Below are 24,416 nucleotides of genomic sequence, written 5' to 3'. Positions count from 1 at the left end.
ATCAGGCTGGCTGAGGACTGGAGTCAGCTGGATTATCGATCTCCTGCCAACGGTGTTCCAGATCATCCAGATCCGGCAGTTGCATTTGATTGCGCCGGTACAGCACGCGATAGACGGGTAGTCCCTGGTCGAGCACATACCGTTCGCGTTCCGTTGGGACCGAGAGGGGATTGTTGTCGCGCCATGGACGTGCGTCGTCAAGGGGGCGCTCAAAGCAGTTGCTCAGCTCCGTGAGCGCCACCATGGGCTCGATGACGGCCAGAACATCGCTCTGAAGAAACAGCTCTCGGCCGGGTTCCAGGGCGGCTGCGATCGCCAGGAGCAGGGCCGGCTGAAGCACCCGTCGCTTGCGGTGTCGCCGTTTGAACCATGGGTCGGGGAACTGGATCGAGACCCGCTGCAGCCTGTCCTGCGGGAGGGCAGCCATCCATCCTTCGAGGCTGATGTTCGCGTTGCAGAACAGAACACGCACATTGCCGTGCTCACGGCTGAGGGCCTCACGGTCTGCGGCGGTCACCAGGGGGCGACGGATCTCCACACCGAGGTGATTCCAGGATGGGCTGGCGTCCGCCAGGCCGAGGATGCAGCGTCCCCTGGCACAGCCAATGTCCAGATGGATCGGCTGATCAGGGTGTTGGAACAGCGCGTCCGGTGCGGGCAGCTGCAAGGGCAGCTGGAAGAAGCGGCTGAGAGGGTTGACGTGCTGGCGCAAGGCTCAAAGAAAGCGTCAGTGCGGAAAGGCGGGGCCGGAGATTATTCGCTGGCCGGGTCAACCGGTCGCAGCAAGCCCCAGCAGGCGGTGTAGCCGTGGAGGTGAGTGGCCCCACCGACCGGCCCGATCTCTCCATTGCAGAAGGCCCCGGCCACGGGGAGATCGGGCATGACCTGTCGGGCGATTGAGACATCTCCATCGGGGACGCCAAAGAGGCTTTCACCCCGGCCGAGACAGGCCATCAACAGTCCGAACTGTGGGGCACTCCCTGCGGCGGCCTTGAGGAGCTCCAGTGCCTCGTCTCTGGAGGCGTTCGCTTCTCTGAGTTGAAACTGAATGTTCTGTCCTGGCCTGACGCGTTCAGCAACAGCAACGGCGCCGTTGCTGGGGTCAACACCGATCAGATTTCGGACCAAAAAGGCCCCGTCGTCTTTGGCGTGCTGCCCATCCGCGCTGAGGCGGAGGTTGCGGCGCTCGATGCCGAGGAACAAGGAATGGCGAGCCCTGTCGCGTTCCTCCTCCGTCAGGTCCGCCAGCACCCGTTGCAGGCAGGCAACCGGTGACGCTTTGCGCTCGCCATCATTCAGTTCCAAGAGCACGTTCCGCTGCACCTGCTCGATCGAAAACACGGGTCCGATTGGGCGGCAGCCCTGGGCGACCACCGTGTCGAGCAGCCAATCGCCTCCGATTGAGCAGACGATTGCTCCATTCACCACCTGATCGTTGAGGAGCAGGGAGCCATGGGGTGCGTTGTGGGGTGCTGCGATCCCACCGATTTTGGCGGCCTCTGGATAGGCGTAATCCAACCCGCTGATCAGATCATTGATCCCACTGCTGCTGGGATCCAGCAGCACGATTTGGCTCCGGCTTTGTTGGGCATCGATGCCGACCCAGTCTTCCCAGGTCTGCGCGGCTCCATCCAGATCCGGCAGGGTTGCCGTGTCGAGAGCCGTTGCTTGGATGGTTGCTCCAGGCAGGCTGAGCACGGTGACGCTGAGGGCTGGTTTCTGTTCCAGTTCCTGGCAGCGACCGTCCTGGCTGGTCCCGACGACACCACCGCCGACACAACCCAGCCAGACGTCAGCCTTCAGGCGTTGCTGCAGCAGCGGCAGCAGACGCGGCAGATCACTCGCGTAACTGGTGGATGCGAACACCAAGGCCAGATCGCTGTGGCGGGTCGGTCGCAGCTGATCACTGACGTCCCGAACGGCGGCTTCCAGGGACGGATTAACGGACAGCGCCGTACGGCAAGACGGTTCGACTTGGGGTGACCGAAACCAGTTGAACGGTGAGAACGTCGCCATGGGCTGGACCCTATCAATCGGACGGCTGGACCGGTCTGTCGATAATGGCCGCAACTTGATGCCCATCAGTGAACGACCTGTCCCATCGCGCACTGGTTTGGCTGACCTACCGGCTGGCTGCCACCTTTGCGCTCGGATTGCCTGCAGTGCTGCTGGTTTGGGCCTCCTTACGACGGGAAGCCTCCATGCAGCGGCTGCTGCACCAGTACTGGAAGGTGTCCAGCCTGATGGCGATCGGTCTCCTGCTGCTGACCGATGCCCGACCGCTCGGCTACGTGGTGATTCTGGTGGCTCCCATCCTGATGGCGGTCTCCGCCTGGTTCTGGGTGGATATCAATGAAGAACTCAATGATCTGCCGATCTGGCGTCCTTTGCCTCTGACCGTGCGGCTGTGGCGATGGGCCCTCAGCGGATTCGCGCTGGTCAATACCGTTTTGGCGTCGACAGCCCTGCCCTGTTTGGGTCAGGACCTCAGTGTTGCTGGAGCGGCCACCCGTTGTCTGCAGTGGACTGAGGCTCCGCAGGGCCTCCATCAAGCCGTCGCCACTGTGTTCGGTTTCTTGTTTGGCGGTCAATGGACCGAGAGCATCGCTGCGTTCATCGGTTACGTGGCCCTGGTGGCCTATCTGGCCGGCTTCCTGCAGTGGTTGCTGGTGCGCCTGCCCCGCTACGGACGGGTGGCTGGTGGGTTCTGACGCCGTGGCCGATCATCTGCTGATTGAAGCGTTGGAACAGCGCAGTCGTCTGCACCCTGACCGGGTAGTGCGGCTCCATGGGCGGCTGGCCGATCAACCCTTTGAGTTGCTGATCTTTCGGGGCTTCAGCAGCAGCACAACGCATCCCACCGATTTCGATCCGGATGCCCCTGTTCTGCCGGAGGGCACGCGCCTCGAGCAGGCCGAACTGTTGCAGGGGCCCCTGAATCCAGAGGACGCTCAGGTGCTCGCGGGTCCGATGGATCCCGCGGCACTGCTGGCTCAGGCCAGTTGGTGAGTGCGGCGTTCGAGCACGCTGACGCAGCGTCCGCAGATCTCGGGGTGATCGGCGTTCTGTCCGATGTCGCTTTCGTAATGCCAGCAGCGGGCGCACTTGTGGCCACGGGCGCGGGCCACTTCAATCACGGCCATCTCGTCGTCCTGGTTGGCCAGCACCTCAGCCCAAGGCTCACCGCCCAGCTGAAGTTGCGAGACCAGCAACCAATCGCGAAGACCATCAACCTCTGCATCGCCGTTGGCATCCAGCCAGTGCAGGGCTGATTGCAGCTCTGGGTTGCGAGCCTCAATGCGGACGGCACCTTCGAGGGAGGCACCCAATTCCTGGCGGCTGCGGCAGTCTTCCAGCACGCGGTTCACGGCCCCGCGCAGGTCCCGCAATTGCTGGATCGGTGCGGACAGGCTGGGATCCCGCCAGTCCTGCGGAACGTCGGGCCAGCCGCGGTGAAACACCGAGTGCTCGGGTACCGCGTAGGGAAGGTTTTGCCAGATGTCTTCGGCCATGTGACACAGCACCGGTGCAATCAGCCCCGCCAGCCGTTCGATGATGAGAGCCATCACCGTCTGGCAGCTGCGCCGGCGGCGATCCGCGGGAGCGCTCACATACAAGCGGTCCTTGGCGATGTCGAGATAGAAGTTCGAGAGGTCGGTGACGCAGAAGTTCTGCAGCAGCTGGAAAAAACGGAAAAATTCATAGCTCTCGAAGGCGGCCGTGATCTCATCCATCACCTCGGCACTGCGCTGCAGCATCCAGCGATCGAGCAGTGGGAGGTCGGCGACGGGGATGGCATCCGTCGCTGGATTGAAGTCGTGCAGGTTGCCGAGCAGATAGCGGCTGGTGTTGCGCACCTTGCGATAGACGTCAGCGAGTTGTCGCAGGATGCCGGCTCCAATCGGCACATCGGCGGAATAGTCCACGGAACTCACCCAAAGGCGCAGCACATCGGCGCCGTAGGCGGGCTCCTGCTTTTGATTTTTGCCCCCTTCGATGATCACCATCGGATCGACGACATTGCCGAGGGATTTGCTCATCTTTCGGCCCTTTTCGTCGAGGGCGAATCCGTGGGTGAGCACCCGCTTGTAGGGCGCATGGCCGTTCACGGCAACGGAGGTGAGCAAGGAGCTTTGGAACCAGCCGCGGTGCTGATCTGAACCTTCGAGATAGAGATCCGCTGGATAGCTCAGGTTGTCCCGTTGGCTGGCCACGGCGGCCCAGCTGGAGCCGGAGTCAAACCACACATCCATGGTGTCGGTGCCTTTGCGCCACTGCGCGGCCTGGTCGGCGAAGGCCGGCGGGAGCAGGTCGGCTTCGTCTTTCTCCCACCACACGTCAGCACCGTGTTCAGCAATCAGCCCTTGGATGTGGCTGAGGGTGTCGGCGTTGAGCAACACATCGCCATTGCTGCGGTTGTAGAACACCGGAATCGGCACCCCCCAGGTGCGTTGGCGCGAGATGCACCAGTCGCCTCGTTCCTTCACCATCGCTTCAATGCGGTTGCGGCCGGAGGCAGGGGTCCACTCCACTTGGTCGATGGCGTCCAGGGCCTGCTCCCGGAACCCTTCCACGGAGGCGAACCACTGTTCGGTTGCCCGGAAGATGGTCGGCTTTTTGGTGCGCCAGTCGTAGGGGTAACGGTGGCCATAGGCCTCTTGCTTGAGCAGTGCACCGGCCTCCTCGAGGGCCGTGATGATCGCCGGGTTGGCGTCCTTGAGCACGTTCAGGCCGGCGAAGGGCCCGGCTTCAGCGGTCAACGTGCCGGCTTCATCCACCGGGCAAAGCACGGGCAAACCGTTCTTCTGACCGGTGTGGAAGTCATCCACGCCGTGGCCGGGGGCCGTGTGGACCAGACCGGTGCCGGATTCGGTGGTGATGTAGTCGCCACCGATCACGACCGGACTGGAGCGGTCGAGCAGGGGGTGCCGGTAGATCAGCCCCGTGAGCGCGGCCCCTTTCACGGTCAGCCTGCTTGTGAGCGGCAGTCCCAGGGTTGTGGACAGGCTGTCGACCAAGTCGGAGGCCACGAGCAGCAGTCGGCCTGTGCCGTCATCGGCCAGCGCATAATCCAGCCGCTCATTCACCGACACCGCCAGGTTGGCGGGCAGGGTCCAGGGGGTGGTGGTCCAGATCGCCACCTGCAGGCTGTTGCCAAGGGCGGAGGCGTCCGTTGGCAGGTCGAGTCCCGCGGCGCTGAGGGCGTCGCGAAGGCCAACGGGCAGCTCCACCGCAGGGAAGGCGGCGTAGACGCTGGGGCTGGTGTGGCCATCGGGATACTCGAGTTCGGCTTCCGCCAGGGCGGTGCGGGAACTGGGGCTCCAGTGCACCGGCTTCAGGCCCCGATAGATGTGGCCCTTGAGCACCATCTCGCCGAACACCCGGATCTGGGCGGCTTCGTAGCTCTTCTGAAGGGTGAGGTATGGCTGCTCCCAGTCCGCCCAGATTCCCCAACGCTGGAAGCCTTTCATCTGGCCATCCACCTGCTTCCGGGCGTAGGCGGCCGCCTTCTTGCGCAGCTTGATCGGCGTCAGTGCCTTGCGCTGGTCCTGATCCATCGACTGCAGCACTTTCAGCTCGATCGGCAGGCCGTGGCAATCCCAGCCCGGAACGAAGCGGACGCGTCGGCCGCGCAGCACCTGGTACTTGTTGATGACGTCCTTGAGCACCTTGTTCAGGGCGTGGCCCATGTGCAGGGCGCCGTTGGCGTAGGGCGGTCCGTCGTGGAGGGTGAAGACAGGTCCGGAGTTGTCCAGACCCAGCTTCAGATCGATGCCCTGTTCGGCCCAGAACGATTGCAGCTCCGGTTCCCGCTGAACAGCGTTGGCCCGCATCCCGAAGCCGGTCTGCAACAGGTTGAGTGTCTCCTTGTAGGAGGGGCGCTGCTCAGCGCCGGCGTCGCGCGTCTCCTTGGCCAAGGGATTCCCTGCTGCAGTTGGGGATTATCAGTCTTCGGGCTCTGCTTCCGGGGGATCGGGGGATGGATCGCTCGGCGTCGTGATGGATTCCGCCTCGGCCAATGGTGTTTCAGTGCTGTTCTCCGCTGCGTCGTCTGGACGGACCCACTTCTTGCCAGTGCCCGTGGCTGGTTTGGCTGGCTTCAGCTGCTGAACGACGGAGCTGACGCCTCCCCCAAGCGTGGCGATGGCGGCAATCAGCTGCTGAATGCTGGTGGTCCAGTACTCCTTCGAGGCCAGTTGTTGCTGCTCTTCAACGCTGAGGGCCCTCCAGCGGGACTGGCTGACCTCCACGCCGAGGCGTCCAATCAGAAGTGCGCTGCAGAGCACCGCAAGCATGGGGGCACCCCGCAGTCGGTCGCTGGTGGTCACCAGGACCAGGCCAAGCACCAGGACCACGGCCCCCCAGACACCATCCCGTGGGCGGCTCAAGGGCACCGCCAGAAGAGGCAGCAGCAACAGCCCGAGTCCAACCAGCAGGCAGAGATCACCGCTCAGGGTTGCCAGCATCTGGAACCATCCACTCCCAGCATTCTGTATCGCTCTTTAGAGTTGTCTGGCAGCCAGCCCACCTGGCGGAATTGGTAGACGCGCTGGTTTTAGGTACCAGTGGCTTCGGTCGTGGGGGTTCAAGTCCCCCGGTGGGCATTCCCTTCCTTACCTTGGTTTCGGACCATTGCGTACGCACTGCCGATCGCCCAGATGATTCAGGCCTCTGCTCCGGTACGGCAGCCCCGATTGAAATCTGTGCCACGGGAGTTCGTGGATCCCCCTTCTCCATGGAATCCCACGGTGGGACTGTTCCTGGGTGGATACGTTTTGGCGGGGGTGACCATCTGGGGATGGTTCCAGGCCGGGTGGCCACTGCCGGTTCTGCTGATGACCGGCTTTCTTGCCTTACACCTGGAAGGCACCGTGATTCACGACGCCTGCCACAACGCCGCCCATCCCAACCGTTGGATCAACCAGGCCATGGGCCATGGCTCCGCCCTGCTGTTGGGGTTCAGTTTTCCAGTGTTCACACGGGTGCACCTGGAGCACCACGCCCATGTGAATGATCCGAAGAATGATCCGGATCACATCGTTAGCACCTTCGGGCCGTTGTGGCTGATTGCTCCAAGATTTTTCTATCACGAGTGGTTTTTCTTTCAGCGTCGCCTCTGGAGACGCTGGGAATTGATGCAGTGGGGGTTGGAACGAAGTCTGTTTGTCTTGGCCGTTGTTGCGGCGGCACGCTATGAATTTTTGCCGTTCATCTTCAATTGCTGGTTCGCCCCGGCGTTGATGGTCGGTGTGACGTTGGGTCTGTTCTTCGACTATTTGCCCCACCGCCCTTTCGCATCCCGCAACCGTTGGACAAACGCCAGGATTTATCCAGGGCGTTTGATGAACTGGCTGATCATGGGCCAGAACTATCACCTGGTTCACCACCTCTGGCCGTCGATTCCCTGGTTTGAATACAAGCCGGCCTACGAAGCCACCAAGCCTTTGCTGGATGCCAAGGGATCACCCCAGAGGTTGGGAATTTTTGAGACGCAGAAAGATGGTTTCAATTTCCTCTACGACATTTTTGTTGGCGTCCGCAGTCACAAGCGCCGCCGGGGAAAGATGCGCCGTGTTGCTCGCTTTATGCCATTCCGCTGGCAACAGCGCCGCTGGCTCGGTTTTGTGGACCGACTGGCCATCAAGACCGAACCCAAACGCTGGACGCCGCACTAGGTCATTCCTTGCGGATCACTCAGCCAGGATTTTCGGGACGCGATAAAAATCACCTTCCCGTTGTGGCGCTTGGCTGAGAATGTCCTCGCGCACCGGTGTGGGCGTCACCCCGTCGGCTCTGGTGACGTTGGTGACCTCCACAGCACGTGTTGTTTCAGGAACTCCCTCGGTGTCGACTTGTTCGAGGTGACTGACGTACTCGAGGATCGATTCCAGTTGACCGGTGTAGGTCGAGATCTTGTCCTCAGGGAGGTCGAGGCGGGCCAACTTGGCGACTTTGCGTACGTCGTCGGCGGAAATCCGGCTCATGCCGCTTTGAGGAAACTGGATAGATCTTCGCTTAGAGCGGTCGCGGCTGTTTCCAGCAGGCTGGCTCCATGGGCGGCTGTGGCTAAAGACGGATGGGACCCCATCCGTCCATCCGGGTGGCGTTGCCGGAAATCCTCAGGTCCGTGGATGGGGCCTGCCGGTGCTGGGTCGGGCAGAGGCCGTTGCTTGCTCTGAAGGCTTGGTTCCATGCAGAGGGTGACGGCAATTTCGCTGGGGGTGGCGTGATGCCCCTCTTTGTTGCCGTAGAGCTCACGGGCTTGCTGCATCACGGGCCCGGCCATGAACCAGTTGGACAGGCGACAGCGCAGCCGGGGAGCAACGGGCAAGCCTCGGCTGGCGGCAGTCCCATGGGCCTGGGCGAAGGCCGCCTTCGTGGTGGCGATGTTGCCGCCGTGGCCGTTGATCACGAACACCCGCTCGAATCCATGGCGGGCGAGTGAAAGCACCAGGTCATGCATGACCGCCATCAAGGTGGCTGGCTGGAGGCTCATCGTTCCGGCGAAGCCGAGGTGGTGTTCGGCCATGCCGAAGGCTTGAGCCGGTGTCACCAGCACTCCCGTGCGTTTGCCAACCTCCAGGGCCACCGCTTCAGCGGTGAGTGCATCGGTACCGATCGCTCCGGTGGGGCCGTGCTGCTCCGTGGAGCCCAACGGCACGATCACGCCTTTGCAGTGCTTCAGATAGGTCTCAACCTCCGGCCAGCTGCGTAGGGCGAGTCGGATGGATTCAATCGAGTCGACGGGGCCGGGAACGGAAGCGCTCATTTCAACTCAATGGGCTGTGCCGTTGCCGTCGTACTGGTCGGTGTTGTAGTAGCCGCCGCGGGTTCCGAAGAACAGGCAGGCGAGGGGAAACAACACGATGCTGGCGAGCAGAACGGTGCCGAGGTTGAACCCTGAAAGAGCGAGATCCATGGGTTGGGGCTGGATGACGACAGCATGGCGGGCTCTGTCCCTGCCTGCCGTTCATCAGAGACCATCCGTCGCAAGTTCGCTGCCGTCGCCAGGGACCTCCAGCCAACGCCGCAGCCAGCCCGTGAGCCAGATGAAGGGGAGGGTGTCAGCCAGGGCCGCCAACAGTTTGAACAGATAACCGCCTGCGATGAAGCTCCCGAGCTGAGGAAGCAGGGCTTCGTCGGGATTCACGGGGAGCACATGGGCGGCGTAGTGGCTGATTAACACCACGGAGCTGGTGTCGACCAGCTGACTCACCAGGGTTGAACCGTTGTTGCGCAACCAGAGCGCTTTGCCCTTGGTGCGACGTTTCCAGAAATGAAACACCCGCACATCGACGAATTGGGCCGTGAGATACGCCACCATTGAGGCTCCAATCGAGCCAAAGCTGAGTTGCTGAATCGTGCGGAAGGTGGCATCACTGCTGCCGGGCAAGCCAGGCAGGATCCCTCCCAACCACAGGATCAACAGCACCCAGCCGTTCAGCAGCAAACCGATCCAGACCAGTTGGTTGGCCCGGCGTTCGCCCCAGAGTTCACTGATCAGGTCGGTGCAGAGAAAGGTGATCGGATAAGGCAGGGCTCCCACCGCCACCACGATGGGCCAGGATCCGATCTGACCCAACTGGAGGAAGCGGGTCAGCCCGAGGATGTTCAGCATCCCCAGGGTTCCCAGAAACAGCCCCGCCAGGATGAGAAAGACCAGATCGCGTCTCGCCTGAAGGGCCTGACGGGTCAGGACTGGTTCTTCGCTGTTCCCCATCCCGTTGCGTTGTTGTGCCGCGCTCATTGTCTGCCACGGGTCTTGACGTCCTACCCCACTCGTTTTTCTGTCGCCCTGCCGAGGTCGTAGGGCCTGAGTTGGTGGGCTGCCGCTTGGTGAAACGCCAAGCCAACGGAAACTTGCTCTGGGGCGTGATTGTGGAAACGGAGGCGTATTCCCAGGACGAGCCCGCCTGCCATGGCTATCGGCGCAGGACGCCGCAGAACGAAACGCTGTTCGGTGAACCTGGTCGCTTTTACGTGTATGTCAGCTACGGCATCCACCACTGCGTGAATGTGGTGACCGATCGTGCGGAGTGGGCCAATGGTGTGTTGCTTAGGGCCGTGGCGCTCCCGGGTGAGCCTGAGCGCGTCGCGGCCGGTCCAGGCTTGTTGGCCCGGCGTTTTGATCTCAATCGCCGTGATGACAGTTGTCTGACGACAGGCGAACATGAGGTGTGGCTGGCTCCTCGGCCGGCAACCTTGGCTTGCCCCACGCTTGTGACAACCACACGGATCGGCATCACCAAGGCGCAGGACAGGCCCTGGCGCTGGTATCTGCGATCCAGTCGGAGTGTGAGTCGGCGGGCATCCGGTGATCGAATGCCTCCTCGCACTCAGGCATGGTTCCCACAGGAGAGGACGGCAGCATGAGCGGGTGGACCCACCGCCACATCTTGGATCTCGCATCGTTTTCTCGCGAGGACTATGCCGCTGTGCTCGAGATGGCTGAGCGCTTTCGTGCCCTGCCTGTGACGGGTGCTCGCAAGATTCCTGCGCTGCAGGGTCGGCTTGTTGCCACCTTGTTTTTTGAGCCCAGCACCCGCACGCGCAGCAGCTTCGAACTGGCGGCGAAACGGCTGTCGGCGGATGTGATGAGTTTTTCGCCGTCGAGTAGCTCGTTGAGCAAGGGCGAAAGCGTTTTGGATACTGCCCGCACCTACGTCGCCATGGGGGCCGATGTGCTGGTGGTGCGTCATCGCTCCACAGCGGTGCCCCAACAACTCGCCGAAGATCTCGAGCGGGCGGGAGAGCGCACCGTCGTTCTCAATGGCGGCGATGGACTGCACAGTCACCCCAGTCAGGGATTGCTGGATCTGCTCACGCTGGCTCGGCATTTCGCGCCTCAGCACCCCATGCCCGAGGCGTTGCAGGGCAAGCGCATCGTGATCGTCGGGGACATTCTTCATTCCCGGGTCGCACGCTCCAACCTCTGGGCCCTTACGGCCTGCGGGGCTGAGGTGGTGCTTTGCGGTCCCCCCAGTCTCCTGCCGGATGCCTTTGCCGCATTTGTGGATGCCCCCCCTCCCGGTTTGTCGGTGGATCCTGTGCCTCACCGCGGGCGCATCACCGTCGAGCGACGCTTGGAAAGAGCCCTTGACGGAGCGGATGCGGTGATGACACTGCGCCTGCAGAAAGAACGGATGGGACAGCAACTGCTGACGGACCTCGATCGCTACCACCGGGATTACGGTCTGAGCCACCAACGCTTGCTGCTCTGCGGCAAATCGGTTCCTGTTCTGCATCCGGGCCCGGTCAATCGCGGTGTCGAAATGACCGGTGAGTTGTTGGACGATCTGAAGATTTGCCTGGTGGAGGAGCAGGTCCGCAACGGTGTGCCGACGCGGATGGCCCTGCTTTATTTGATGGCCGCTGCCGAATCTGCCGCTGAATCCTCAGTGGTGTCCAGCAATTCCTGAGTCTGGGGCAGCCCGGTCATCTGATGGGAGTAGTAGTTCATCGCTGCCTTCAGGGCGGCGTCTGGTGCTGCAATCGAGGGTCCCCGTCCGCTCTGCATCGGGAAATGGGCATCCGCGGCGTTCAGGGCAATGTGCTGGCTGGGCATGCCCGTGAGCAGGAGGGCAGCACGCCGCTGTGACAACAGGGCAAACAACCATTTGATCGACAGGGAGATTCTGTTTTCCCAGCCGGGGATCAGGACGAGATGCACCACCGCCCACAGCAACCAGCCTGCCCCCCCGGAGACTTTGAGGCCTCGCAGATCAGCAACCGCTGTGGCCCGATCCAGAACGGCCATGCTGCCGAAATCAAAGTAGTGAAACCGCGGCCGTGCCCGACCGGCGACGATGGCCGCGAGATCCTTGCCGATGAAGGTCCCGGCCTGCTTGGCCGGGGCTGCCATGCCCGGGAGGGGAGATCCGTCTTTGGTGTGGCGGTAGCTGCAGAGATCTCCTGCAATCCGGATCTCTGGATGTCCCGGAATTGAGAAATCGTCGTTGACCACGACACGACCCCCTCGATCCACCTCGCAGGCTGTGGTGTCGGCCAACTTCTGGCCCAGATGCGACGCCCGCACCCCAGCGGTCCAGATCACGGTCGCGGCCTGAAGCCGAACGTCGCCATCCGGAGTGCCGACGATCACTTCCCCGGGTCGCATCGTTTGGACGCGACCATTCGCCAGAAATTCAATGCCATCTGCCGCGAGCGACTCCATCGCTTGTTTGGAGAGGGCTTCCGGCATGGCCCGCAGCACGCGATCGCCCGGATCGACCAGGACGATTCTCGTTTTGCTCGGATCGAGCTGCTTGAAGTCATTGTTGAGCGCCCAGCGCATCAGTTCCGATACGGCCCCAGCCATTTCGCAACCACTGGGTCCGGCGCCAACGATCACAACCGTCTGCAAAAACTGACGTGCATGCGGATCCGGGGTCTGTTCCGCCTGTTCAATGGCCATCAACAGGCGTCGACGAATCTCCTCGGCGTGCTCGAGGATCTTCATTGGTGGGGCGAATGTGCGCCATTTTTCATGGCCGAAAAACGTGCTGCCCGAGCCCGTGGCCAGCACCAGGTGGTCGTAGCTGTAAGCCTTGCCGTTGAAGACAATTTGCTTCCCTTCTGGGTTGATTTGTGTCACCTCACCCAGCAGAACTTGCACGTTGTGCTGCTGACCAACGAGTTCCCGGAGTGGGGTTGCAACATCACCGCGGGACACCAAACCGGTTGAGACCTGATACAGCAGGGGCTGGAACAGATTGAAGTTGCGTTTGTCGATCAAGGTGATCCGGACATTCGCTGATGCCAGGGCTTTGCAGGCATGGATGCCGGCAAAGCCTCCTCCCACGATGACGACGTGGGCGGCGTGTCGTAGTTGTTCGGAAGGCGGCTCGAGTTCCAGAAAGAAATGATCACGAGCCATCGTTTCGAACGCAGACCTCTTCTTGCAGGGTATGGAGATTTCGAGGACCTGCCTTCCCGCGTTGATCTGGTTTTAAAACAGCTTGAAGGCCTCCAGAAACAGGCCATAGAGGAAGCCAATGCGGACGAAGTCAAGGCCGATCATCAAGATCGATGGGTGCCGCTGTACCGACCTGTTGAGTCGGCGTCGCAGCCGGATCATCGATTCGCTTCCCAACACCACGACCAGCGCCATGACCGGATCCAGCTGGCCGAGAACGCCCGCCACGGAGGACACCGCCGTGCCCAACAAGAAGCCAAGCAGTGGCGTGATGGTGAACACGGACAGCCGACGCCAGGGATTGTCCGCCCATCGCTCGAGACGTTCTCCGATCTCGCCCAGCGACCGCTGCAGACGTGTGGCCTGACGTCGACGCGCCATCAGAACAGGATCACAACAATAAAAAAACCCGGGGTCTCCCGGGCTGGGTGATGGGGATGCTCGAAGCAAAGCTCGGACCCCTTGATTTGGCTAGTCGGTTCAGCGCAGCACTTACTTGGCTTCGGCCTTTTTCCGGGAGGACTTCCCTTCCAGAAGTTCCAGCAAGGCTTCCATCTGGGCCATAACGCCTCGGACTTCACCGGCTTCAGGCAGCAGGCCGTCTTCCATCACGCCTTGGTGCATCTCGCGAAGTTCCTGACGGATGTAACGCAGGTGGCTGACGACCTGCTCGCGTTTCGATTGCGACATCGACAACAGGAAAAATCACTCTTCCCTTTTACCTCATGATGTGTCAAAGGCGTTGTGAACGGCGTTCACTGAAGCCGCTCGCGAGGGTCAGAAGACTGAAGGTCACCAGGGCCGAGGGTCTGGCAATCACTGCAAGGATCACCACGATGCCGAGGCTGATGAGCAGGGCCGATCGTCTGCGGCTGACCTGCATCTGCATCAGACCCCTTGGATCGATGGAGAATAGGGGATTTGAACCCCTGACCTCTGCGGTGCGATCGCAGCGCTCTACCAGCTGAGCTAATTCCCCAGGCAGGAAACGCTAGCGGTCTGTGATTGGGACACACTGGAAGAGATCAGTCACCTGAGCTGTCGCTGTCGATGTCGATCACTCCTGAACGCCTGGCTGAATTCGACGAGGACTCCATCGCTGTCCTGGCGAGTCGACTGGATGATGACGATTACCCCACCCCCTTCGACAGCCTGTCCGACTGGCATCTGCTCAGAGCGCTGGCGATCCATCGACCCGACCTGACGGCGCCGTACGTGCACCTGGTCGACCAGGAACCATTTGATGAGGATTGATGTCGCGGCGCCGTTGAAAGGACGGCGTTGTCTCGTCGCCTGCTGCGGCAGCATCGCGGCCGTGAAGACGCCTCTGCTGGTCAGTGCCCTGGTGAAGGCGGGTGCGGAGGTCCGCTGTGTGGTCACACCGAGTGCTGCGCGTTTGGTCAGCCCTGTGGCTCTGGCCAGCCTGAGTCGTCACCGTTGCTATCAAAACGGCGATGAATGGTCAGCGGCCTGTCCTCGCCCCCTTCATATCGAGCTGGCGGAGTGGGCCGAGATCGTGATTGTTGCCCCGCTGAGTGCCACCAGCCTCGGCCGTTGGTGTGCGGGTCTGGCGGATGGTCTCCTGGCCAGCCTGCTCCTGGCAACCGAAGCACCTGTGCTGGCGGCAGCGGCGATGAACACAGGAATGTGGTCTCACCCTGCCGTTCGTCAGAACTGGGCCACAATTCAGCGCTGGCCGCGTGTCTTGCCCCTGGCCCCCAGCTCAGGTCTGCTCGCCTGTGACCGCATCGGGTCCGGTCGGATGGCAGAACCGGAGCGGATTGTTCTCGCCGCCGCCAGCCTGTTCAGCCGTGGGGAGCCTCCGTCATCGATCGTGCGTGATTGTGTGGGCCGCCGCCTGCTGGTGAGTGCAGGCCCAACGGTTGAAGCCTTGGATGCGGCTCGCTTGATCACCAATCTCAGCAGCGGTCTGATGGGCGTCCTTCTGGCCCAGGCCGCGGCCATGCGTGGCGCTGAGGTGGCGTTGGTTCATGGCCCTCTGCAGTGTCCGGAGGCCTGGTTGGAGGGGCTGGAGTGCGAGTCCGTTCGGTCGGCGGCCGAGATGCAACGGGCCCTGGAGGCACGCCAGGGTGATGTCGATGCCGTGGCCATGGTTGCGGCCGTGTCGGATCTGCGTCGCGTCGATGGAGGAGGCCAGGGAAAGCAGCCCAAACAACAGTTGATCGACAGCATCGGGAGCGGCTGGACGCTGGTTCCGGATCTGCTGGAGGGACTGGCCCGTCGGCGGCCATCCGGTCAGGTGCTGCTTGGATTCGCCGCGCTGGCGGGGGAGGAGACCCAGATGCTTCGCCGTGGCGAGCAGAAACGGGTCGCCAAAGGGTGTGACCTGTTGATGGTGAATCCGATCGACCGTTCTGATCAGGGTTTCGGTTCGATCAACAACGGGGGGTGGCTGTTGGACGAAAGCGGCTGCACAGCGATTGAGTCGATGCCAAAGCTGGCGATGGCTCACCGTTTGCTCGACCGCCTTTTGGAGGCCGTGCAACCGGTGCCGGCAGCCGTCTCGGCGGAATCCTGATCCTGGAGGCATGCCGAGGAGCTGATGGCAGCTGGCGATCGTGGTGACCCTGCGCCGATCGTCTTCTGTGATTCGACAAGTTGTTGAGACCTGCAAAAGGCAAGCCGGTGGTGCGGTTTACCCCCTGTAAGATCCGAACCGGGCGGTTGTCTGCCGCACCTCATCCAGCCTTCCGGCTCTATCCATGCGCATTCGTCCCCTGCTGGCCGTCGTGCTGGCGCTCTGTCTTTCCCTGGTCACAACAGCCTGCAGCGGCGACAGTCAGGCCGTGCAGCGTGCGGCGGCTAACACCACGTACGACGACATTCGGAACACCGGTAAAGCCAATGATTGCCCGACCCTGGGCGACTCGGCTCGCGGCTCGATCCCTCTGACGGTCGGCGGCAAGTACGAGCTCCGCGACATCTGCATGCACCCTGTCCAGGTGTACGCCAAGGAAGAGCCCAAGAACAGCCGTCAGGTGGCTCAGTTCGTCGAGGGCAAAATCCTCACCCGCTATACCTCCAGCCTTGACGAGGTCTTCGGAGATCTCACCGTCACCGATGGCGGTCTGGCATTCCAGGAGAAGGGTGGAATCGATTTCCAGCCCATCACTGTTCTGGTGCCTGGTGGTGAGGAGTTCCCCTTCACCTTCTCCAGCAAGTCCCTTGATGCCACGGCTGACGGTGCAGCCATTTCGACGAGCACCGACTTCGAAGGCACCTACCGGACCCCCAGCTACCGCACCAGCAACTTCATTGATCCCAAAGGCCGCGCTCTCACCACTGGTGTGCAGTACGCCCAGGGTCTGATTGCCCTTGGTGGCGATGAGAAAGATCTGGAGAAGGACAACAACAAGCGCTACATCGACGGTGTCGGCACCATGAGCATGTCGATCACCAAGGTTGATCCTGAAACCGGTGAATTCGCCGGCGTCTTCAGTGCCGTTCAGCCCTCCGACTCCGACATGGGTGGTCGCGAGGTCATCGACATCAAGATCAGTGGTGACCTGTACGGACGCCTGGAAGAGCTCTGAAATCAGAGCCTCTGAAGAGGTCGTGACATTGTTCAACGAGGGCCTGAGGGCCCTCTTTTTTTGCGTCCGGATGTTTCGATCGCGAGATCATCTGGGAGAATCGCGCGGTTCTCCGTTTGCACGCAGCGCTATGTCCGCCAGCGTTTCCGCTCCTGCCCAGCGATCCGGTGTGATTGCGCCTTATGGCGGAACCCTGGTGGACCTGATGGTCCCCGAGGCTGACCGTGCTGCGGTCAAGGCCAGTGCCACAAAGACACTCGAATGTTCCGATCGCAACGCCTGCGACGTTGAGCTGCTGGTGGTGGGTGGTTTCTCACCCCTCCGTGGCTTCATGCATCAAGAGGACTACGACGCGGTTGTGAGCGGTCATCGCACCGCTGCCGGTCATCTCTTCGGTCTGCCGATCGTGATGGATACGGATCAGGACAACGTCGCAGTCGGCGACAAGGTTCTGCTCACCTACAACGGTCAGGATCTGGCCGTGCTCACGGTTGAAGACAAGTGGGAACCCAACAAGGTTGTGGAAGCCAAGGGCTGCTACGGCACCACGTCACTCGAGCATCCTGCGGTTCGAATGATTTCGATGGAGCGCAAGCGCTTCTATCTCGGGGGCGCTCTGCAGGGCCTTGAACTCCCCAACCGTGTGTTCCCTTGCAAGACACCCGCCGAGGTTCGTGCCGGTCTCCCCGCCGGTGAAGATGTGGTGGCATTCCAATGCCGTAATCCGATCCACCGCGCTCACTACGAACTGTTCACGCGTGCTCTGCATGCCCAGAACGTGAGTGAAAACGCTGTGGTGCTGGTGCACCCCACCTGCGGTCCCACCCAGCAGGACGACATTCCCGGAGAGGTTCGTTTCCAGACCTATGAACGCCTGGCAGCGGAGGTCAACAACGACAGCATTCGCTGGGCCTACCTCCCCTATGCCATGCACATGGCCGGACCCCGTGAGGCGTTGCAGCACATGATCATCCGTCGGAATTACGGATGCACGCACTTCATCATCGGCCGGGACATGGCGGGTTGTAAGTCCTCCCTCAGCGGTGAAGACTTCTACGGCCCCTATGACGCCCAGAACTTCGCCAAGGAATGTGCTCCGGAACTGACCATGGAGACCGTTCCCTCCCTCAACCTCGTGTACACGGAGGAAGAGGGCTATGTGACCGCCGAGCATGCCGAGGCCCGCGGACTGCACGTCCGGAAGCTGAGCGGTACCCAGTTCCGCAAAATGCTGCGCAACGGTGAGGAGATTCCTGAGTGGTTCGCCTTCAAGAGCGTTGTTGACGTGCTCCGGGCCGCCTGATCCCGGACGATCGGTTTAACATTCCTTCATCTAGCGAGGCGACTCTTGAACAAGCGTTGGCGCAACATCGGCCTAACCGCCCTGTTGGTTTTGGCGATCGCTGTGATCGCCCCCGCCTTCATCGGGGGTGGTTCTGGCTCACAGCCTGAAGTCCGCACGATGCGGTACAGCGACTTCATCGAAGCCGTTCAGGATGACCAGATCAGTCGTGTGGTGATCTCCCCCGACAGCGGTACCGCCAAGGTGGTGGAGAACGACGGCCGACGGGCCGATGTCAACCTTGCTCCTGATAAGGAACTGCTCGGCATGCTGACCGAGCACAACGTGGACATCGCTGTTCAGCCCACACGTCAGACCCCGGCCTGGCAACAGGCTGCTGGCAGCTTGATCTTCCCGCTGCTTCTCCTCGGCGGTCTGTTCTTTTTGTTCAGGCGCGCCCAGGGTGGCGGTGGTGGTAATCCCGCCATGCAGTTTGGCAAGAGCAAAGCTCGGGTTCAAATGGAGCCGTCGACCCAAGTCACCTTCTCGGATGTGGCTGGAATCGAAGGCGCCAAGCTTGAGCTCACTGAGGTCGTCGACTTCCTCAAAAACCCAGACCGTTTCACGGCCGTTGGCGCCAAGATTCCCAAGGGTTGTTTGCTGGTTGGTCCTCCTGGAACCGGTAAAACCCTGCTGGCGAAGGCCGTGGCAGGAGAAGCAGGGGTTCCCTTCTTCTCGATCTCCGGTTCTGAATTTGTCGAGATGTTCGTCGGTGTCGGCGCAAGCCGTGTCCGCGACCTGTTCGAACAAGCCAAAAAGAATTCCCCCTGCATCGTTTTCATTGACGAGATCGATGCGGTTGGTCGGCAGCGTGGTGCTGGTCTAGGCGGCGGCAATGACGAGCGGGAGCAGACCTTGAACCAGCTCCTCACCGAGATGGATGGTTTCGAGGGCAACACCGGCATCATCATCATTGCGGCCACCAACCGTCCTGATGTTCTGGACGCTGCACTGATGCGCCCGGGCCGTTTTGACCGCCAAGTCACGGTCGATCGTCCCGACTACGCCGGTCGTCTTCAGATCCTTGGTGTCCATGCCCGTGGCAAGACCCTGGCCAAGGATGTCGACCTCGACAAAGTGGCCCGTCGCACCCCTGGCTACACCGGTGCCGATCTGGCCAACCTTCTCAACGAAGCCGCCATCCTGGCGGCACGTCGCGAACTGACTGAGGTCAGCAACGACGAAATCAGCGATGCGATCGAGCGGATCATGGTGGGTCCCGAGAAGAAGGATCGGGTCATGAGCGAGCGGCGCAAGCGCCTTGTCGCCTACCACGAGGCTGGCCACGCCATCGTTGGAGCGCTGATGCCTGACTACGACCCTGTTCAGAAGATTTCAATCATTCCCCGCGGCAATGCCGGTGGTCTGACCTTCTTCACACCGAGTGAGGAACGGATGGAGTCTGGGCTGTACTCCAGGGCCTACCTCCAAAACCAGATGGCCGTTGCCCTCGGCGGTCGCGTTGCTGAGGAAATCATCTACGGAGAAGACGAAGTCACCACCGGTGCGTCCAATGATCTGCAGCAGGTGGCGTCGACGGCCCGGCAGATGATCACGCGTTTCGGGATGAGCGACGTCCTTGGACCCGTGGCCCTTGGCCGTGCTCAAGGGGGAATGTTCCTGGGCCGTGACATCGCGGCTGAGCGCGACTTCTCCGAAGACACGGCTGCCACCATCGATCAGGAAGTCTCTGATCTGGTTGATGTGGCCTACAAGCGTGCCACCAAAGTTCTTCAGGACAACCGTGGTGTTCTCGATGAACTCGCCGAGATGCTCGTCGAGCGTGAGACGGTGGATGCAGAGGAGTTCCAGGAGCTTCTGATTAAGCGTGACGCCCGCGTTGCCGAATACGTCTGAATCTGAATCAGCACGAGATCGTTGGCTGGATCGTCAGGAGAGGTTGATTGCCTCCCTGAGGGTCCAGCCATTTCTTTTGGTCGTTCGCCCAAGCCCGGTTGACCTCGACCAGTCGGATCCTGCGCTCAGATCTGCTCTTTTGGATCAGTTGGCCACCCTTGAAGCGGCAGGGCTGCGCCACCTGGAACTCGCCTGGTCCCCTCACCCAGGTTGGTGCCATCTTTTGGTCTCCATCCGCGACCGCTGTCCGTCCTTATCGCTGGGTGCTGCCTCGGTGGTGGATCGTCGCGCCCTTGATGATCTCGAGCAGCTTGATCTGCCCTATGCCATGTCCCCTTGCTGGGACCCTGATCTCCAGGCGGAAGCGAGATCCCGAGGGGTGCTTGTGGTTCCCGGTGTGTTCTCTCCCACGGAGGTGATTCAGGCGATTCAGGTGGGATGTCGACTGGTCAAGCTGTTCCCTGCGGCGACCCTTGGGCGGGAATACTGGTCGCGTCTGCGATCACCGCTTGGCCCCTTGCCGTTTGTGATTGCAGCAGGTGGCCTGGCTCCGGCTGATCTCCAGGATTGGTTGAAGGCCGGGCATGACGCTGTCGCCCTGGGGCGTTCGGTGGTTCAGTCTTCCGGTGTGCGGCCGGAGTTGCTGGAGCTGCTCCAGCAGTCGCAGGCCCCCGGCCGCTGAGGCCATGGCCTGGTTGAACTGGGTCCGAACTGCTACAGATGAGACAGCTATGCCCTGAGGGATGTCGCAGCTCACCATCAAGCTGAGCGACAAAGCTGATGCCTTGATCGCTCAGTTGCAGAAGGAGATCTTCAATCGGCGCCGCAAGAAGGTCACGGCGGCAGGGGTGGTTGAGACCCTGGTGGAAAGCGGTGCCAAGTCGCAGTCCGACAAGCGATTTGCGACCTCCTGGGTCAACCTGATCAAAGACATCGAGAAGGCCGCCAAGCTGGCCTATGCCCACGGCAGTAAGCCGTCGAGCCTCACGGATGAGGAATGGACGTTGGTCCTGAACCATCGAAGCCGCAGCGCCAGTGATCGTCCCCGGCGCAGGGTGAAGAAGGCATCGCCAGCGACTGCATCAACGCGGCGCTCTCGCACCAGGAGTGCGACGATCGATGCAGGTGCAGAACAGCCGGTGACGTCCTGAAAGGGGGACTCCCTTCACCAGAGGCTGCACTGTCCCTGTTGCCGCAAGAGATGGTCGGCAAGAACAAGCGCAACCATGGCTTCGACCATGGGCACCGCCCGGGGCAGAACGCAGGGGTCATGGCGTCCTTTGCCGGCGAGTGTGGTGGCTTTCCCCTCGGAATCGATGGTCTGCTGTTCTTTACGGATGGTGGCCGTCGGTTTGAACGCGACGCGGATCACGATGGCTTCTCCGTTGCTGATGCCGCCTTGAATGCCGCCGGAGTTGTTGGTGGTGGTGTGCAGGCGTCCATCGCTGCTGGGCACGAAGGCATCGTTGTGTTCGCTGCCTTTCTGCAGCGTTCCGGCGAACCCTGAGCCGATTTCAAATCCCTTGGTGGCGGGAAGCGACATCACGGCTTTGGCGAGATCAGCCTCCAGCTTGTCGAAGACGGGCATTCCAAGCCCCATCGCTGGATGGCGCACCACACACTCAATGACGCCACCACAGGAATCACCCTCCCGACCGATGGCCTCGATCCGCTCAACCATCGCCGCGGCGACGGTTGGGTCTGGGCAACGCACAATGTTCGCTTCGACGTCCTCCAGGCTCACCTCGTTTGGGTTGATGCCATCCGCTTCGATGGTGTGAATGCGCTTGACCCAGGCGAGGACTTCGGTCTTGGCGGCTTTGTACAGCAGTTGTTTGGCAACCGCACCCGCTGCGACCCGTCCAATGGTTTCCCGTGCGGAGGCACGGCCGCCACCGCTTCTGGCCTGGACTCCGTATTTCGCCTGATATGTGGCATCGGCATGGGATGGGCGGAAGGCCACAGCCATGTCCTTGTAATCGCCAGGACGCTGGTCTTTGTTGCGCACCAGCATGGCGATGGGCGTGCCGAGGGTGGTCGTGCCATCGAGGAGGCCGCTCAGGATTTCCACCTGATCCGCTTCTTTCCGGGGTGTGGTGATGTGACTTTGTCCCGGTCGGCGTCGATCCAGTTCTCTCTGGATTTCGTTCAGGTCGAGATCCAGGCGCGGTGGACAACCTTCAACGATCACACCGACGCCGCCTCCATGGGATTCGCCGAAGGTGCTGATGCGAAAAAGATCCCCGAAGCTGCTGCCCATGGTCCACGTTCGTTGCCAGAGAGGCTACGAAGCCGTCGTCTGGTCTGGATCAGACCAACTCGGGGTAGGGAAGCACCGGCCGCTGGGAGTCCGGTAGGTCGCGCAGCAGGTCAAAGTCCGCAAAGTCAAAGCCTGGTCCGACGCAGCAACTCACGAAGCTGTAAGCGCCACTGCTTCGGGCGGCTTGCCAGTGGCCAGCTGGAATGATGCGCACAGGATCCATGCCACTGAGTTGATGGTGCTCAACCTGGAGCGTGTCCGGGTGGCAGGACCAGAGCGCCAGAGGGGCCCCTGTGCAATGCACCCACACTTCATCAGCCTGTCTCACGCGATGCCAGCGGCTTCGTTCCCCATCGCAGAGCAGAAACACAATGGCGGTGAGCGCAGCGCGTCGATGTCCATCACCCCGCTCAATCTCAACCGGACTCCGGTGCAGTTCCCGATACCAACCTCCTTCTGGATGGGGCTGAAGTTGATGCCGTTGGATCAGCTCACGCGCCGTGGCATTCATGGCTGCATCAGCGCGCGTGCGCGCATGTTTTGGAGGCGTTGCCAGAGCTGGGCGACCCAGAGGAAGAGCCAACTCATACCGATCAGCCAGAACGGCTGATCGTCTCGAAACACGTCAAACAACAGCACCACCCGCGGTTGATCGGAACGGTTGACTGCGGAGTGCATGAAGGTGTCGTCCCAGAGGAATCCTTCGCCCTCTTGCAGGTCGTAGCGGGTGCCATTGATCTTGAGTTCACAGGACGTTCTGCCGTTGCCGAGCTGCTGGACGTAAAGCGGCAAGTGATACCGCCAGACCCCCTTAAACGGTCCTTTGTGTGGACGCAGAACCTTGCCTGGTGGGAACAGACTCACCGCAGCGGACACCACATCGGGGTGACGTGTCAGGAAGGCTTTGAGCGTTGGGATCTGTCGCTGGTTCTCCGGGTAATTGAAGCCATAACCGCGCAGGGGGAGCATTCCCCAGATTTTGCGATCGAATTCATACAGCGTTCGCTGTTGCTGCATGATCTCGTGATTGGCGGGGAGCCGGCCCGAGAGAGCGATCTCCAGGGTTTCCCTGCGAATGGCGGTGTAGTTCTCCAGGAGTTCCCGATGGGCGGGAAAGAACTGGTCCGGATCAACGACGGCCGGGTTGTGTAGAGAGCGCTCGTAGCACCACCGTGCGATCTCCCGCCAGAAGCGATAGTTCCAGGGTCCCCAGCGGATGATGCGTTGGGGCAGCGTTCTCGTTGCACGTTTGCCGGTGGCCATCACCTGTCGGAGGGAGTCCAGGAGCTTTGCATGGCTGTGGAGTCACGACTCCTTCAGCATGCTTCTCAAGGTTCTCCAGCCGCGTCGGAGGGTGGTGCTCCAGTCATCGTCGCCACGACGAATCAAACGGGTCTGCGGGTAGAGCGGTGTGCGTTCGCCCTGATCAGGCCAGTTGGTGATGCTGCCGTTGTCGAGGATGACGACACAGGGCACGCCCAGGGCACCTGCCAGATGGGCCGTGGTGTTGCTGATGGTGATGACCCCCCGAACCGACCGAATCTGTCCGGCGAATCCATCCAGATCTTCCATTTGATCAATGGGCTGTGATGACCGAATGCGCTGTCCACTGAGTTCGCGGAGTGCTCTGATCTTTGCCGGCTTTTCGAGGTATTGCAGCGACTGAATCGGTTGTTTGATGGCTTGGATCACATCGACCCAGTCTTCGACGGAGGGAAGTGTCTTGTTTTTCGATTTGGAAAACCAGCTGATGCCAATGCCCCGGGGCGGTGGGTTCCCATCGAGGGGTGGCGCCGTTAGGGCCTGAAAGTTGGTTTGGAGTTGATCGGCATCCGCACCAAACCAAAGTGCCAATCGTTCCTGTGCGGCCCTATGGCTGATCCCATTCAGTGGTGGCGGCTGGTCTGGATCACAGCAGCTCACGCCAGGAAAACTGCGCTGCACAAGCGGGGCGAGCCGTGGTTCAACCAAGGCACAGACGTGGCTGACATGGCGTTGCAGAGACCCGATGAAACGCAGAACTCTGAGCTCATCACCCAGGTCACGGGACCGCGGCAGCACGAGCACACCGCTGCTGTTCTGATGGGGGCCCGGCCAGATTGAAAGGCGGTGCGGGTTGGTGGCTTCGACGGACTGGGCGAGCACGGACCAGGCCTCGCGATAGCAGCCGGCCCGTTCAAAGCGGTTGCCGATGTAGCGCAGCCGCTCCCAGTTGTTCGCTGCGATGGCAGCGGCCATCTGTGCGTCGATGCTGCTGTCGATCGCCTGCTGCATGCTCAGCTCGGGAACCCATCAACGCTAGGGAATTAGGGCATAGCGCTGATCAGTGCCCAACAAAAAGCCCCCGCCGTGAGGCGGGGGCTTTCCGATTCAGTTGATCTGAATCGTTTGTTCTGTTCCAGAAGGAACAGGTTGATTCCAGATCAACCGATGGCAGGTGCCTGCAGAGCCACAGGAGTGGACTCAGCAGCAGCCAGGTCGAGGGGG

The 24,416-nt window shown here is 61.4% G+C and carries 28 protein-coding genes and 2 tRNA genes; 13 read left to right on the top strand and 17 right to left on the bottom strand.

The genetic code is table 11. The features are described from left to right. Position 1: 1 nt before the first annotated feature. On the bottom strand, positions 2 to 712 hold the full coding sequence (gene trmB / locus ACGVKB_RS09715) for a tRNA (guanosine(46)-N7)-methyltransferase TrmB (RefSeq protein WP_392351542.1): 711 nt from the start codon (positions 710 to 712) through the stop codon (positions 2 to 4). Positions 713 to 753: 41 nt separating this feature from the next. After that, positions 754 to 2,016: an FIST N-terminal domain-containing protein gene (locus ACGVKB_RS09710; RefSeq protein ID WP_392351541.1), complete on the bottom strand. Its 1,263-nt coding sequence runs from the start codon at positions 2,014 to 2,016 to the stop codon at positions 754 to 756. Between the two features lie 68 nt (positions 2,017 to 2,084). On the opposite strand from ACGVKB_RS09710, the gene ACGVKB_RS09705 reads away from it, so the two are divergent. Together ACGVKB_RS09705 and ACGVKB_RS09700 are read left to right on the top strand one after the other, a co-directional pair. Further along, positions 2,085 to 2,711: a DUF3177 family protein gene (locus ACGVKB_RS09705; RefSeq protein WP_392351540.1), complete on the top strand. Its 627-nt coding sequence runs from the start codon at positions 2,085 to 2,087 to the stop codon at positions 2,709 to 2,711. A gap of 4 nt (positions 2,712 to 2,715) precedes the next feature. Next, a complete protein-coding gene (locus ACGVKB_RS09700; protein ID WP_392351539.1) occupies positions 2,716 to 3,009 on the top strand; it encodes a hypothetical protein in 294 nt (97 codons plus the stop codon). Here ACGVKB_RS09700 and ileS read toward each other — a convergent pair. Both ileS and ACGVKB_RS09690 read right to left on the bottom strand, forming a co-directional pair. Continuing rightward, entirely contained in the window at positions 2,994 to 5,918 is a 2,925-nt protein-coding gene (ileS, locus tag ACGVKB_RS09695; RefSeq protein ID WP_392351538.1) for an isoleucine--tRNA ligase, read from the bottom strand. The genes ACGVKB_RS09700 and ileS overlap by 16 nt on opposite strands. A 27-nt stretch (positions 5,919 to 5,945) precedes the next feature. Then, complete coding sequence (locus ACGVKB_RS09690) at positions 5,946 to 6,467, bottom strand: Ycf66 family protein (protein ID WP_392351537.1); 522 nt, start codon at positions 6,465 to 6,467, stop codon at positions 5,946 to 5,948. Between the two features lie 56 nt (positions 6,468 to 6,523). Here ACGVKB_RS09690 and ACGVKB_RS09685 point away from each other — a divergent pair. Beyond that, positions 6,524 to 6,605, top strand: a tRNA-Leu gene (locus ACGVKB_RS09685). A 54-nt stretch (positions 6,606 to 6,659) separates the two neighbouring features. Next, a complete protein-coding gene (crtR, locus tag ACGVKB_RS09680) occupies positions 6,660 to 7,676 on the top strand; it encodes a beta-carotene hydroxylase (RefSeq protein WP_392351536.1) in 1,017 nt (338 codons plus the stop codon). A 15-nt stretch (positions 7,677 to 7,691) separates the two neighbouring features. Here crtR and gatC read toward each other — a convergent pair whose 3' ends face one another. Genes gatC through ACGVKB_RS09660 form a run of 4 tightly spaced genes read right to left on the bottom strand, consistent with a single transcriptional unit; the run spans position 7,692 to position 9,721 of the window. Next, positions 7,692 to 7,985 carry an Asp-tRNA(Asn)/Glu-tRNA(Gln) amidotransferase subunit GatC gene (gatC, locus tag ACGVKB_RS09675; protein WP_392351534.1) on the bottom strand — a complete coding sequence of 98 codons (294 nt, stop codon included), beginning with the start codon at positions 7,983 to 7,985 and terminating at the stop codon, positions 7,692 to 7,694. Beyond that, positions 7,982 to 8,770: a creatininase family protein gene (locus tag ACGVKB_RS09670; protein WP_392351532.1), complete on the bottom strand. Its 789-nt coding sequence runs from the start codon at positions 8,768 to 8,770 to the stop codon at positions 7,982 to 7,984. Before ACGVKB_RS09670 ends, gatC begins: the two co-directional genes overlap by 4 nt. Positions 8,771 to 8,776: 6 nt before the next feature. Next, on the bottom strand, positions 8,777 to 8,920 hold the full coding sequence (locus ACGVKB_RS09665) for a hypothetical protein (protein WP_392351530.1): 144 nt from the start codon (positions 8,918 to 8,920) through the stop codon (positions 8,777 to 8,779). 54 nt (positions 8,921 to 8,974) lie between these two features. Then, complete coding sequence (locus ACGVKB_RS09660) at positions 8,975 to 9,721, bottom strand: queuosine precursor transporter (protein WP_392351578.1); 747 nt, start codon at positions 9,719 to 9,721, stop codon at positions 8,975 to 8,977. A gap of 14 nt (positions 9,722 to 9,735) precedes the next feature. On the opposite strand from ACGVKB_RS09660, the gene ACGVKB_RS09655 reads away from it, so the two are divergent. Both ACGVKB_RS09655 and ACGVKB_RS09650 read left to right on the top strand, forming a co-directional pair. Beyond that, the gene (locus tag ACGVKB_RS09655; RefSeq protein ID WP_392351528.1) at positions 9,736 to 10,374 is read left to right on the top strand and encodes a DNA-3-methyladenine glycosylase; all 639 of its coding nucleotides are present in this window, start codon (positions 9,736 to 9,738) and stop codon (positions 10,372 to 10,374) included. Beyond that, positions 10,371 to 11,420, top strand: a complete 1,050-nt coding sequence (locus ACGVKB_RS09650) for an aspartate carbamoyltransferase catalytic subunit (RefSeq protein WP_392351577.1) — start codon at positions 10,371 to 10,373, stop codon at positions 11,418 to 11,420. The genes ACGVKB_RS09655 and ACGVKB_RS09650 overlap by 4 nt, the downstream gene beginning before the upstream one ends. Here ACGVKB_RS09650 and ACGVKB_RS09645 read toward each other — a convergent pair. The 5 genes from ACGVKB_RS09645 to ACGVKB_RS09625 all read right to left on the bottom strand — a co-directional run bounded on the left by ACGVKB_RS09645 (position 11,360) and on the right by ACGVKB_RS09625 (position 13,895). Beyond that, positions 11,360 to 12,877: an NAD(P)/FAD-dependent oxidoreductase gene (locus tag ACGVKB_RS09645; protein ID WP_392351526.1), complete on the bottom strand. Its 1,518-nt coding sequence runs from the start codon at positions 12,875 to 12,877 to the stop codon at positions 11,360 to 11,362. The genes ACGVKB_RS09650 and ACGVKB_RS09645 overlap by 61 nt on opposite strands. Before the next feature lie 72 nt (positions 12,878 to 12,949). Next, positions 12,950 to 13,297, bottom strand: a complete 348-nt coding sequence (locus tag ACGVKB_RS09640; protein WP_392351524.1) for a DUF565 domain-containing protein — start codon at positions 13,295 to 13,297, stop codon at positions 12,950 to 12,952. A gap of 111 nt (positions 13,298 to 13,408) precedes the next feature. Then, positions 13,409 to 13,606 carry a hypothetical protein gene (locus tag ACGVKB_RS09635; protein ID WP_392351522.1) on the bottom strand — a complete coding sequence of 66 codons (198 nt, stop codon included), beginning with the start codon at positions 13,604 to 13,606 and terminating at the stop codon, positions 13,409 to 13,411. 43 nt (positions 13,607 to 13,649) lie between these two features. Continuing rightward, positions 13,650 to 13,805 carry a hypothetical protein gene (locus tag ACGVKB_RS09630; protein ID WP_392351520.1) on the bottom strand — a complete coding sequence of 52 codons (156 nt, stop codon included), beginning with the start codon at positions 13,803 to 13,805 and terminating at the stop codon, positions 13,650 to 13,652. Positions 13,806 to 13,822: 17 nt separating this feature from the next. Continuing rightward, positions 13,823 to 13,895: transfer RNA gene (locus ACGVKB_RS09625), tRNA-Ala, on the bottom strand. A gap of 71 nt (positions 13,896 to 13,966) precedes the next feature. On the opposite strand from ACGVKB_RS09625, the gene ACGVKB_RS09620 reads away from it, so the two are divergent. The 7 genes from ACGVKB_RS09620 (at position 13,967) to ACGVKB_RS09590 (ending at position 20,820) form a co-directional block, all read left to right on the top strand. After that, a complete protein-coding gene (locus ACGVKB_RS09620; protein ID WP_392351518.1) occupies positions 13,967 to 14,170 on the top strand; it encodes a DUF2555 domain-containing protein in 204 nt (67 codons plus the stop codon). Continuing rightward, positions 14,160 to 15,455 carry a bifunctional phosphopantothenoylcysteine decarboxylase/phosphopantothenate--cysteine ligase CoaBC gene (gene coaBC / locus ACGVKB_RS09615; RefSeq protein ID WP_392351516.1) on the top strand — a complete coding sequence of 432 codons (1,296 nt, stop codon included), beginning with the start codon at positions 14,160 to 14,162 and terminating at the stop codon, positions 15,453 to 15,455. Before ACGVKB_RS09620 ends, coaBC begins: the two co-directional genes overlap by 11 nt. A 184-nt stretch (positions 15,456 to 15,639) precedes the next feature. Further along, positions 15,640 to 16,470 (top strand): photosystem II manganese-stabilizing polypeptide, encoded by an 831-nt coding sequence (locus ACGVKB_RS09610; protein ID WP_392351514.1) that lies wholly within the window; start codon positions 15,640 to 15,642, stop codon positions 16,468 to 16,470. Positions 16,471 to 16,600: 130 nt separating this feature from the next. Continuing rightward, positions 16,601 to 17,773, top strand: coding sequence for a sulfate adenylyltransferase (sat, locus tag ACGVKB_RS09605; RefSeq protein WP_392351512.1), 1,173 nt, complete (start codon positions 16,601 to 16,603; stop codon positions 17,771 to 17,773). A 45-nt stretch (positions 17,774 to 17,818) separates the two neighbouring features. Continuing rightward, a complete protein-coding gene (ftsH, locus tag ACGVKB_RS09600) occupies positions 17,819 to 19,669 on the top strand; it encodes an ATP-dependent zinc metalloprotease FtsH (protein ID WP_392351510.1) in 1,851 nt (616 codons plus the stop codon). 139 nt (positions 19,670 to 19,808) lie between these two features. After that, positions 19,809 to 20,351, top strand: a complete 543-nt coding sequence (locus ACGVKB_RS09595; RefSeq protein WP_392351508.1) for a bifunctional 4-hydroxy-2-oxoglutarate aldolase/2-dehydro-3-deoxy-phosphogluconate aldolase — start codon at positions 19,809 to 19,811, stop codon at positions 20,349 to 20,351. Between the two features lie 61 nt (positions 20,352 to 20,412). Next, on the top strand, positions 20,413 to 20,820 hold the full coding sequence (locus ACGVKB_RS09590) for a hypothetical protein (RefSeq protein ID WP_392351506.1): 408 nt from the start codon (positions 20,413 to 20,415) through the stop codon (positions 20,818 to 20,820). 14 nt (positions 20,821 to 20,834) lie between these two features. Here the strand turns inward: ACGVKB_RS09590 and aroC are convergent, their stop codons facing one another. Genes aroC through ACGVKB_RS09570 form a run of 4 tightly spaced genes read right to left on the bottom strand, consistent with a single transcriptional unit; the run spans position 20,835 to position 24,203 of the window. Beyond that, entirely contained in the window at positions 20,835 to 21,929 is a 1,095-nt protein-coding gene (gene aroC / locus ACGVKB_RS09585) for a chorismate synthase (protein WP_392351504.1), read from the bottom strand. A gap of 49 nt (positions 21,930 to 21,978) precedes the next feature. Then, positions 21,979 to 22,440 (bottom strand): cupin domain-containing protein, encoded by a 462-nt coding sequence (locus ACGVKB_RS09580; protein WP_392351502.1) that lies wholly within the window; start codon positions 22,438 to 22,440, stop codon positions 21,979 to 21,981. Beyond that, positions 22,437 to 23,192: an aspartyl/asparaginyl beta-hydroxylase domain-containing protein gene (locus ACGVKB_RS09575; RefSeq protein ID WP_392351500.1), complete on the bottom strand. Its 756-nt coding sequence runs from the start codon at positions 23,190 to 23,192 to the stop codon at positions 22,437 to 22,439. Before ACGVKB_RS09575 ends, ACGVKB_RS09580 begins: the two co-directional genes overlap by 4 nt. 42 nt (positions 23,193 to 23,234) lie before the next feature. Further along, positions 23,235 to 24,203, bottom strand: a complete 969-nt coding sequence (locus ACGVKB_RS09570) for a hypothetical protein (protein WP_392351498.1) — start codon at positions 24,201 to 24,203, stop codon at positions 23,235 to 23,237. Positions 24,204 to 24,416: the final 213 nt, after the last annotated feature.

Origin of the sequence: Parasynechococcus sp., assembly GCF_042954325.1 — a bacterium.
Taxonomy (GTDB): domain Bacteria; phylum Cyanobacteriota; class Cyanobacteriia; order PCC-6307; family Cyanobiaceae; genus Parasynechococcus.
The sequence above is the reverse complement of the archived record's forward strand: the minus strand, read 5'-3'. Positions and strand labels throughout refer to the sequence as shown.

Coding starts and splice junctions, on each gene's coding strand:
- ACGVKB_RS09710 (WP_392351541.1), bottom strand. CDS start 2,016: ATGGCGACGTTCTCACCGTTCAACTGGTTTCGGTCACCCCAAGTCGAA.
- ACGVKB_RS09690 (WP_392351537.1), bottom strand. CDS start 6,467: ATGCTGGCAACCCTGAGCGGTGATCTCTGCCTGCTGGTTGGACTCGGG.
- crtR (WP_392351536.1), top strand. CDS start 6,660: ATGATTCAGGCCTCTGCTCCGGTACGGCAGCCCCGATTGAAATCTGTG.
- gatC (WP_392351534.1), bottom strand. CDS start 7,985: ATGAGCCGGATTTCCGCCGACGACGTACGCAAAGTCGCCAAGTTGGCC.
- ACGVKB_RS09670 (WP_392351532.1), bottom strand. CDS start 8,770: ATGAGCGCTTCCGTTCCCGGCCCCGTCGACTCGATTGAATCCATCCGA.
- ACGVKB_RS09665 (WP_392351530.1), bottom strand. CDS start 8,920: ATGGATCTCGCTCTTTCAGGGTTCAACCTCGGCACCGTTCTGCTCGCC.
- ACGVKB_RS09660 (WP_392351578.1), bottom strand. CDS start 9,721: ATGGGGAACAGCGAAGAACCAGTCCTGACCCGTCAGGCCCTTCAGGCG.
- ACGVKB_RS09650 (WP_392351577.1), top strand. CDS start 10,371: ATGAGCGGGTGGACCCACCGCCACATCTTGGATCTCGCATCGTTTTCT.
- ACGVKB_RS09645 (WP_392351526.1), bottom strand. CDS start 12,877: ATGGCTCGTGATCATTTCTTTCTGGAACTCGAGCCGCCTTCCGAACAA.
- ACGVKB_RS09640 (WP_392351524.1), bottom strand. CDS start 13,297: ATGGCGCGTCGACGTCAGGCCACACGTCTGCAGCGGTCGCTGGGCGAG.
- ACGVKB_RS09635 (WP_392351522.1), bottom strand. CDS start 13,606: ATGTCGCAATCGAAACGCGAGCAGGTCGTCAGCCACCTGCGTTACATC.
- ACGVKB_RS09630 (WP_392351520.1), bottom strand. CDS start 13,805: ATGCAGATGCAGGTCAGCCGCAGACGATCGGCCCTGCTCATCAGCCTC.
- ACGVKB_RS09620 (WP_392351518.1), top strand. CDS start 13,967: ATGTCGATCACTCCTGAACGCCTGGCTGAATTCGACGAGGACTCCATC.
- coaBC (WP_392351516.1), top strand. CDS start 14,160: ATGAGGATTGATGTCGCGGCGCCGTTGAAAGGACGGCGTTGTCTCGTC.
- ACGVKB_RS09610 (WP_392351514.1), top strand. CDS start 15,640: ATGCGCATTCGTCCCCTGCTGGCCGTCGTGCTGGCGCTCTGTCTTTCC.
- sat (WP_392351512.1), top strand. CDS start 16,601: ATGTCCGCCAGCGTTTCCGCTCCTGCCCAGCGATCCGGTGTGATTGCG.
- ACGVKB_RS09590 (WP_392351506.1), top strand. CDS start 20,413: ATGTCGCAGCTCACCATCAAGCTGAGCGACAAAGCTGATGCCTTGATC.
- aroC (WP_392351504.1), bottom strand. CDS start 21,929: ATGGGCAGCAGCTTCGGGGATCTTTTTCGCATCAGCACCTTCGGCGAA.
- ACGVKB_RS09580 (WP_392351502.1), bottom strand. CDS start 22,440: ATGAATGCCACGGCGCGTGAGCTGATCCAACGGCATCAACTTCAGCCC.
- ACGVKB_RS09575 (WP_392351500.1), bottom strand. CDS start 23,192: ATGGCCACCGGCAAACGTGCAACGAGAACGCTGCCCCAACGCATCATC.
- ACGVKB_RS09570 (WP_392351498.1), bottom strand. CDS start 24,203: ATGCAGCAGGCGATCGACAGCAGCATCGACGCACAGATGGCCGCTGCC.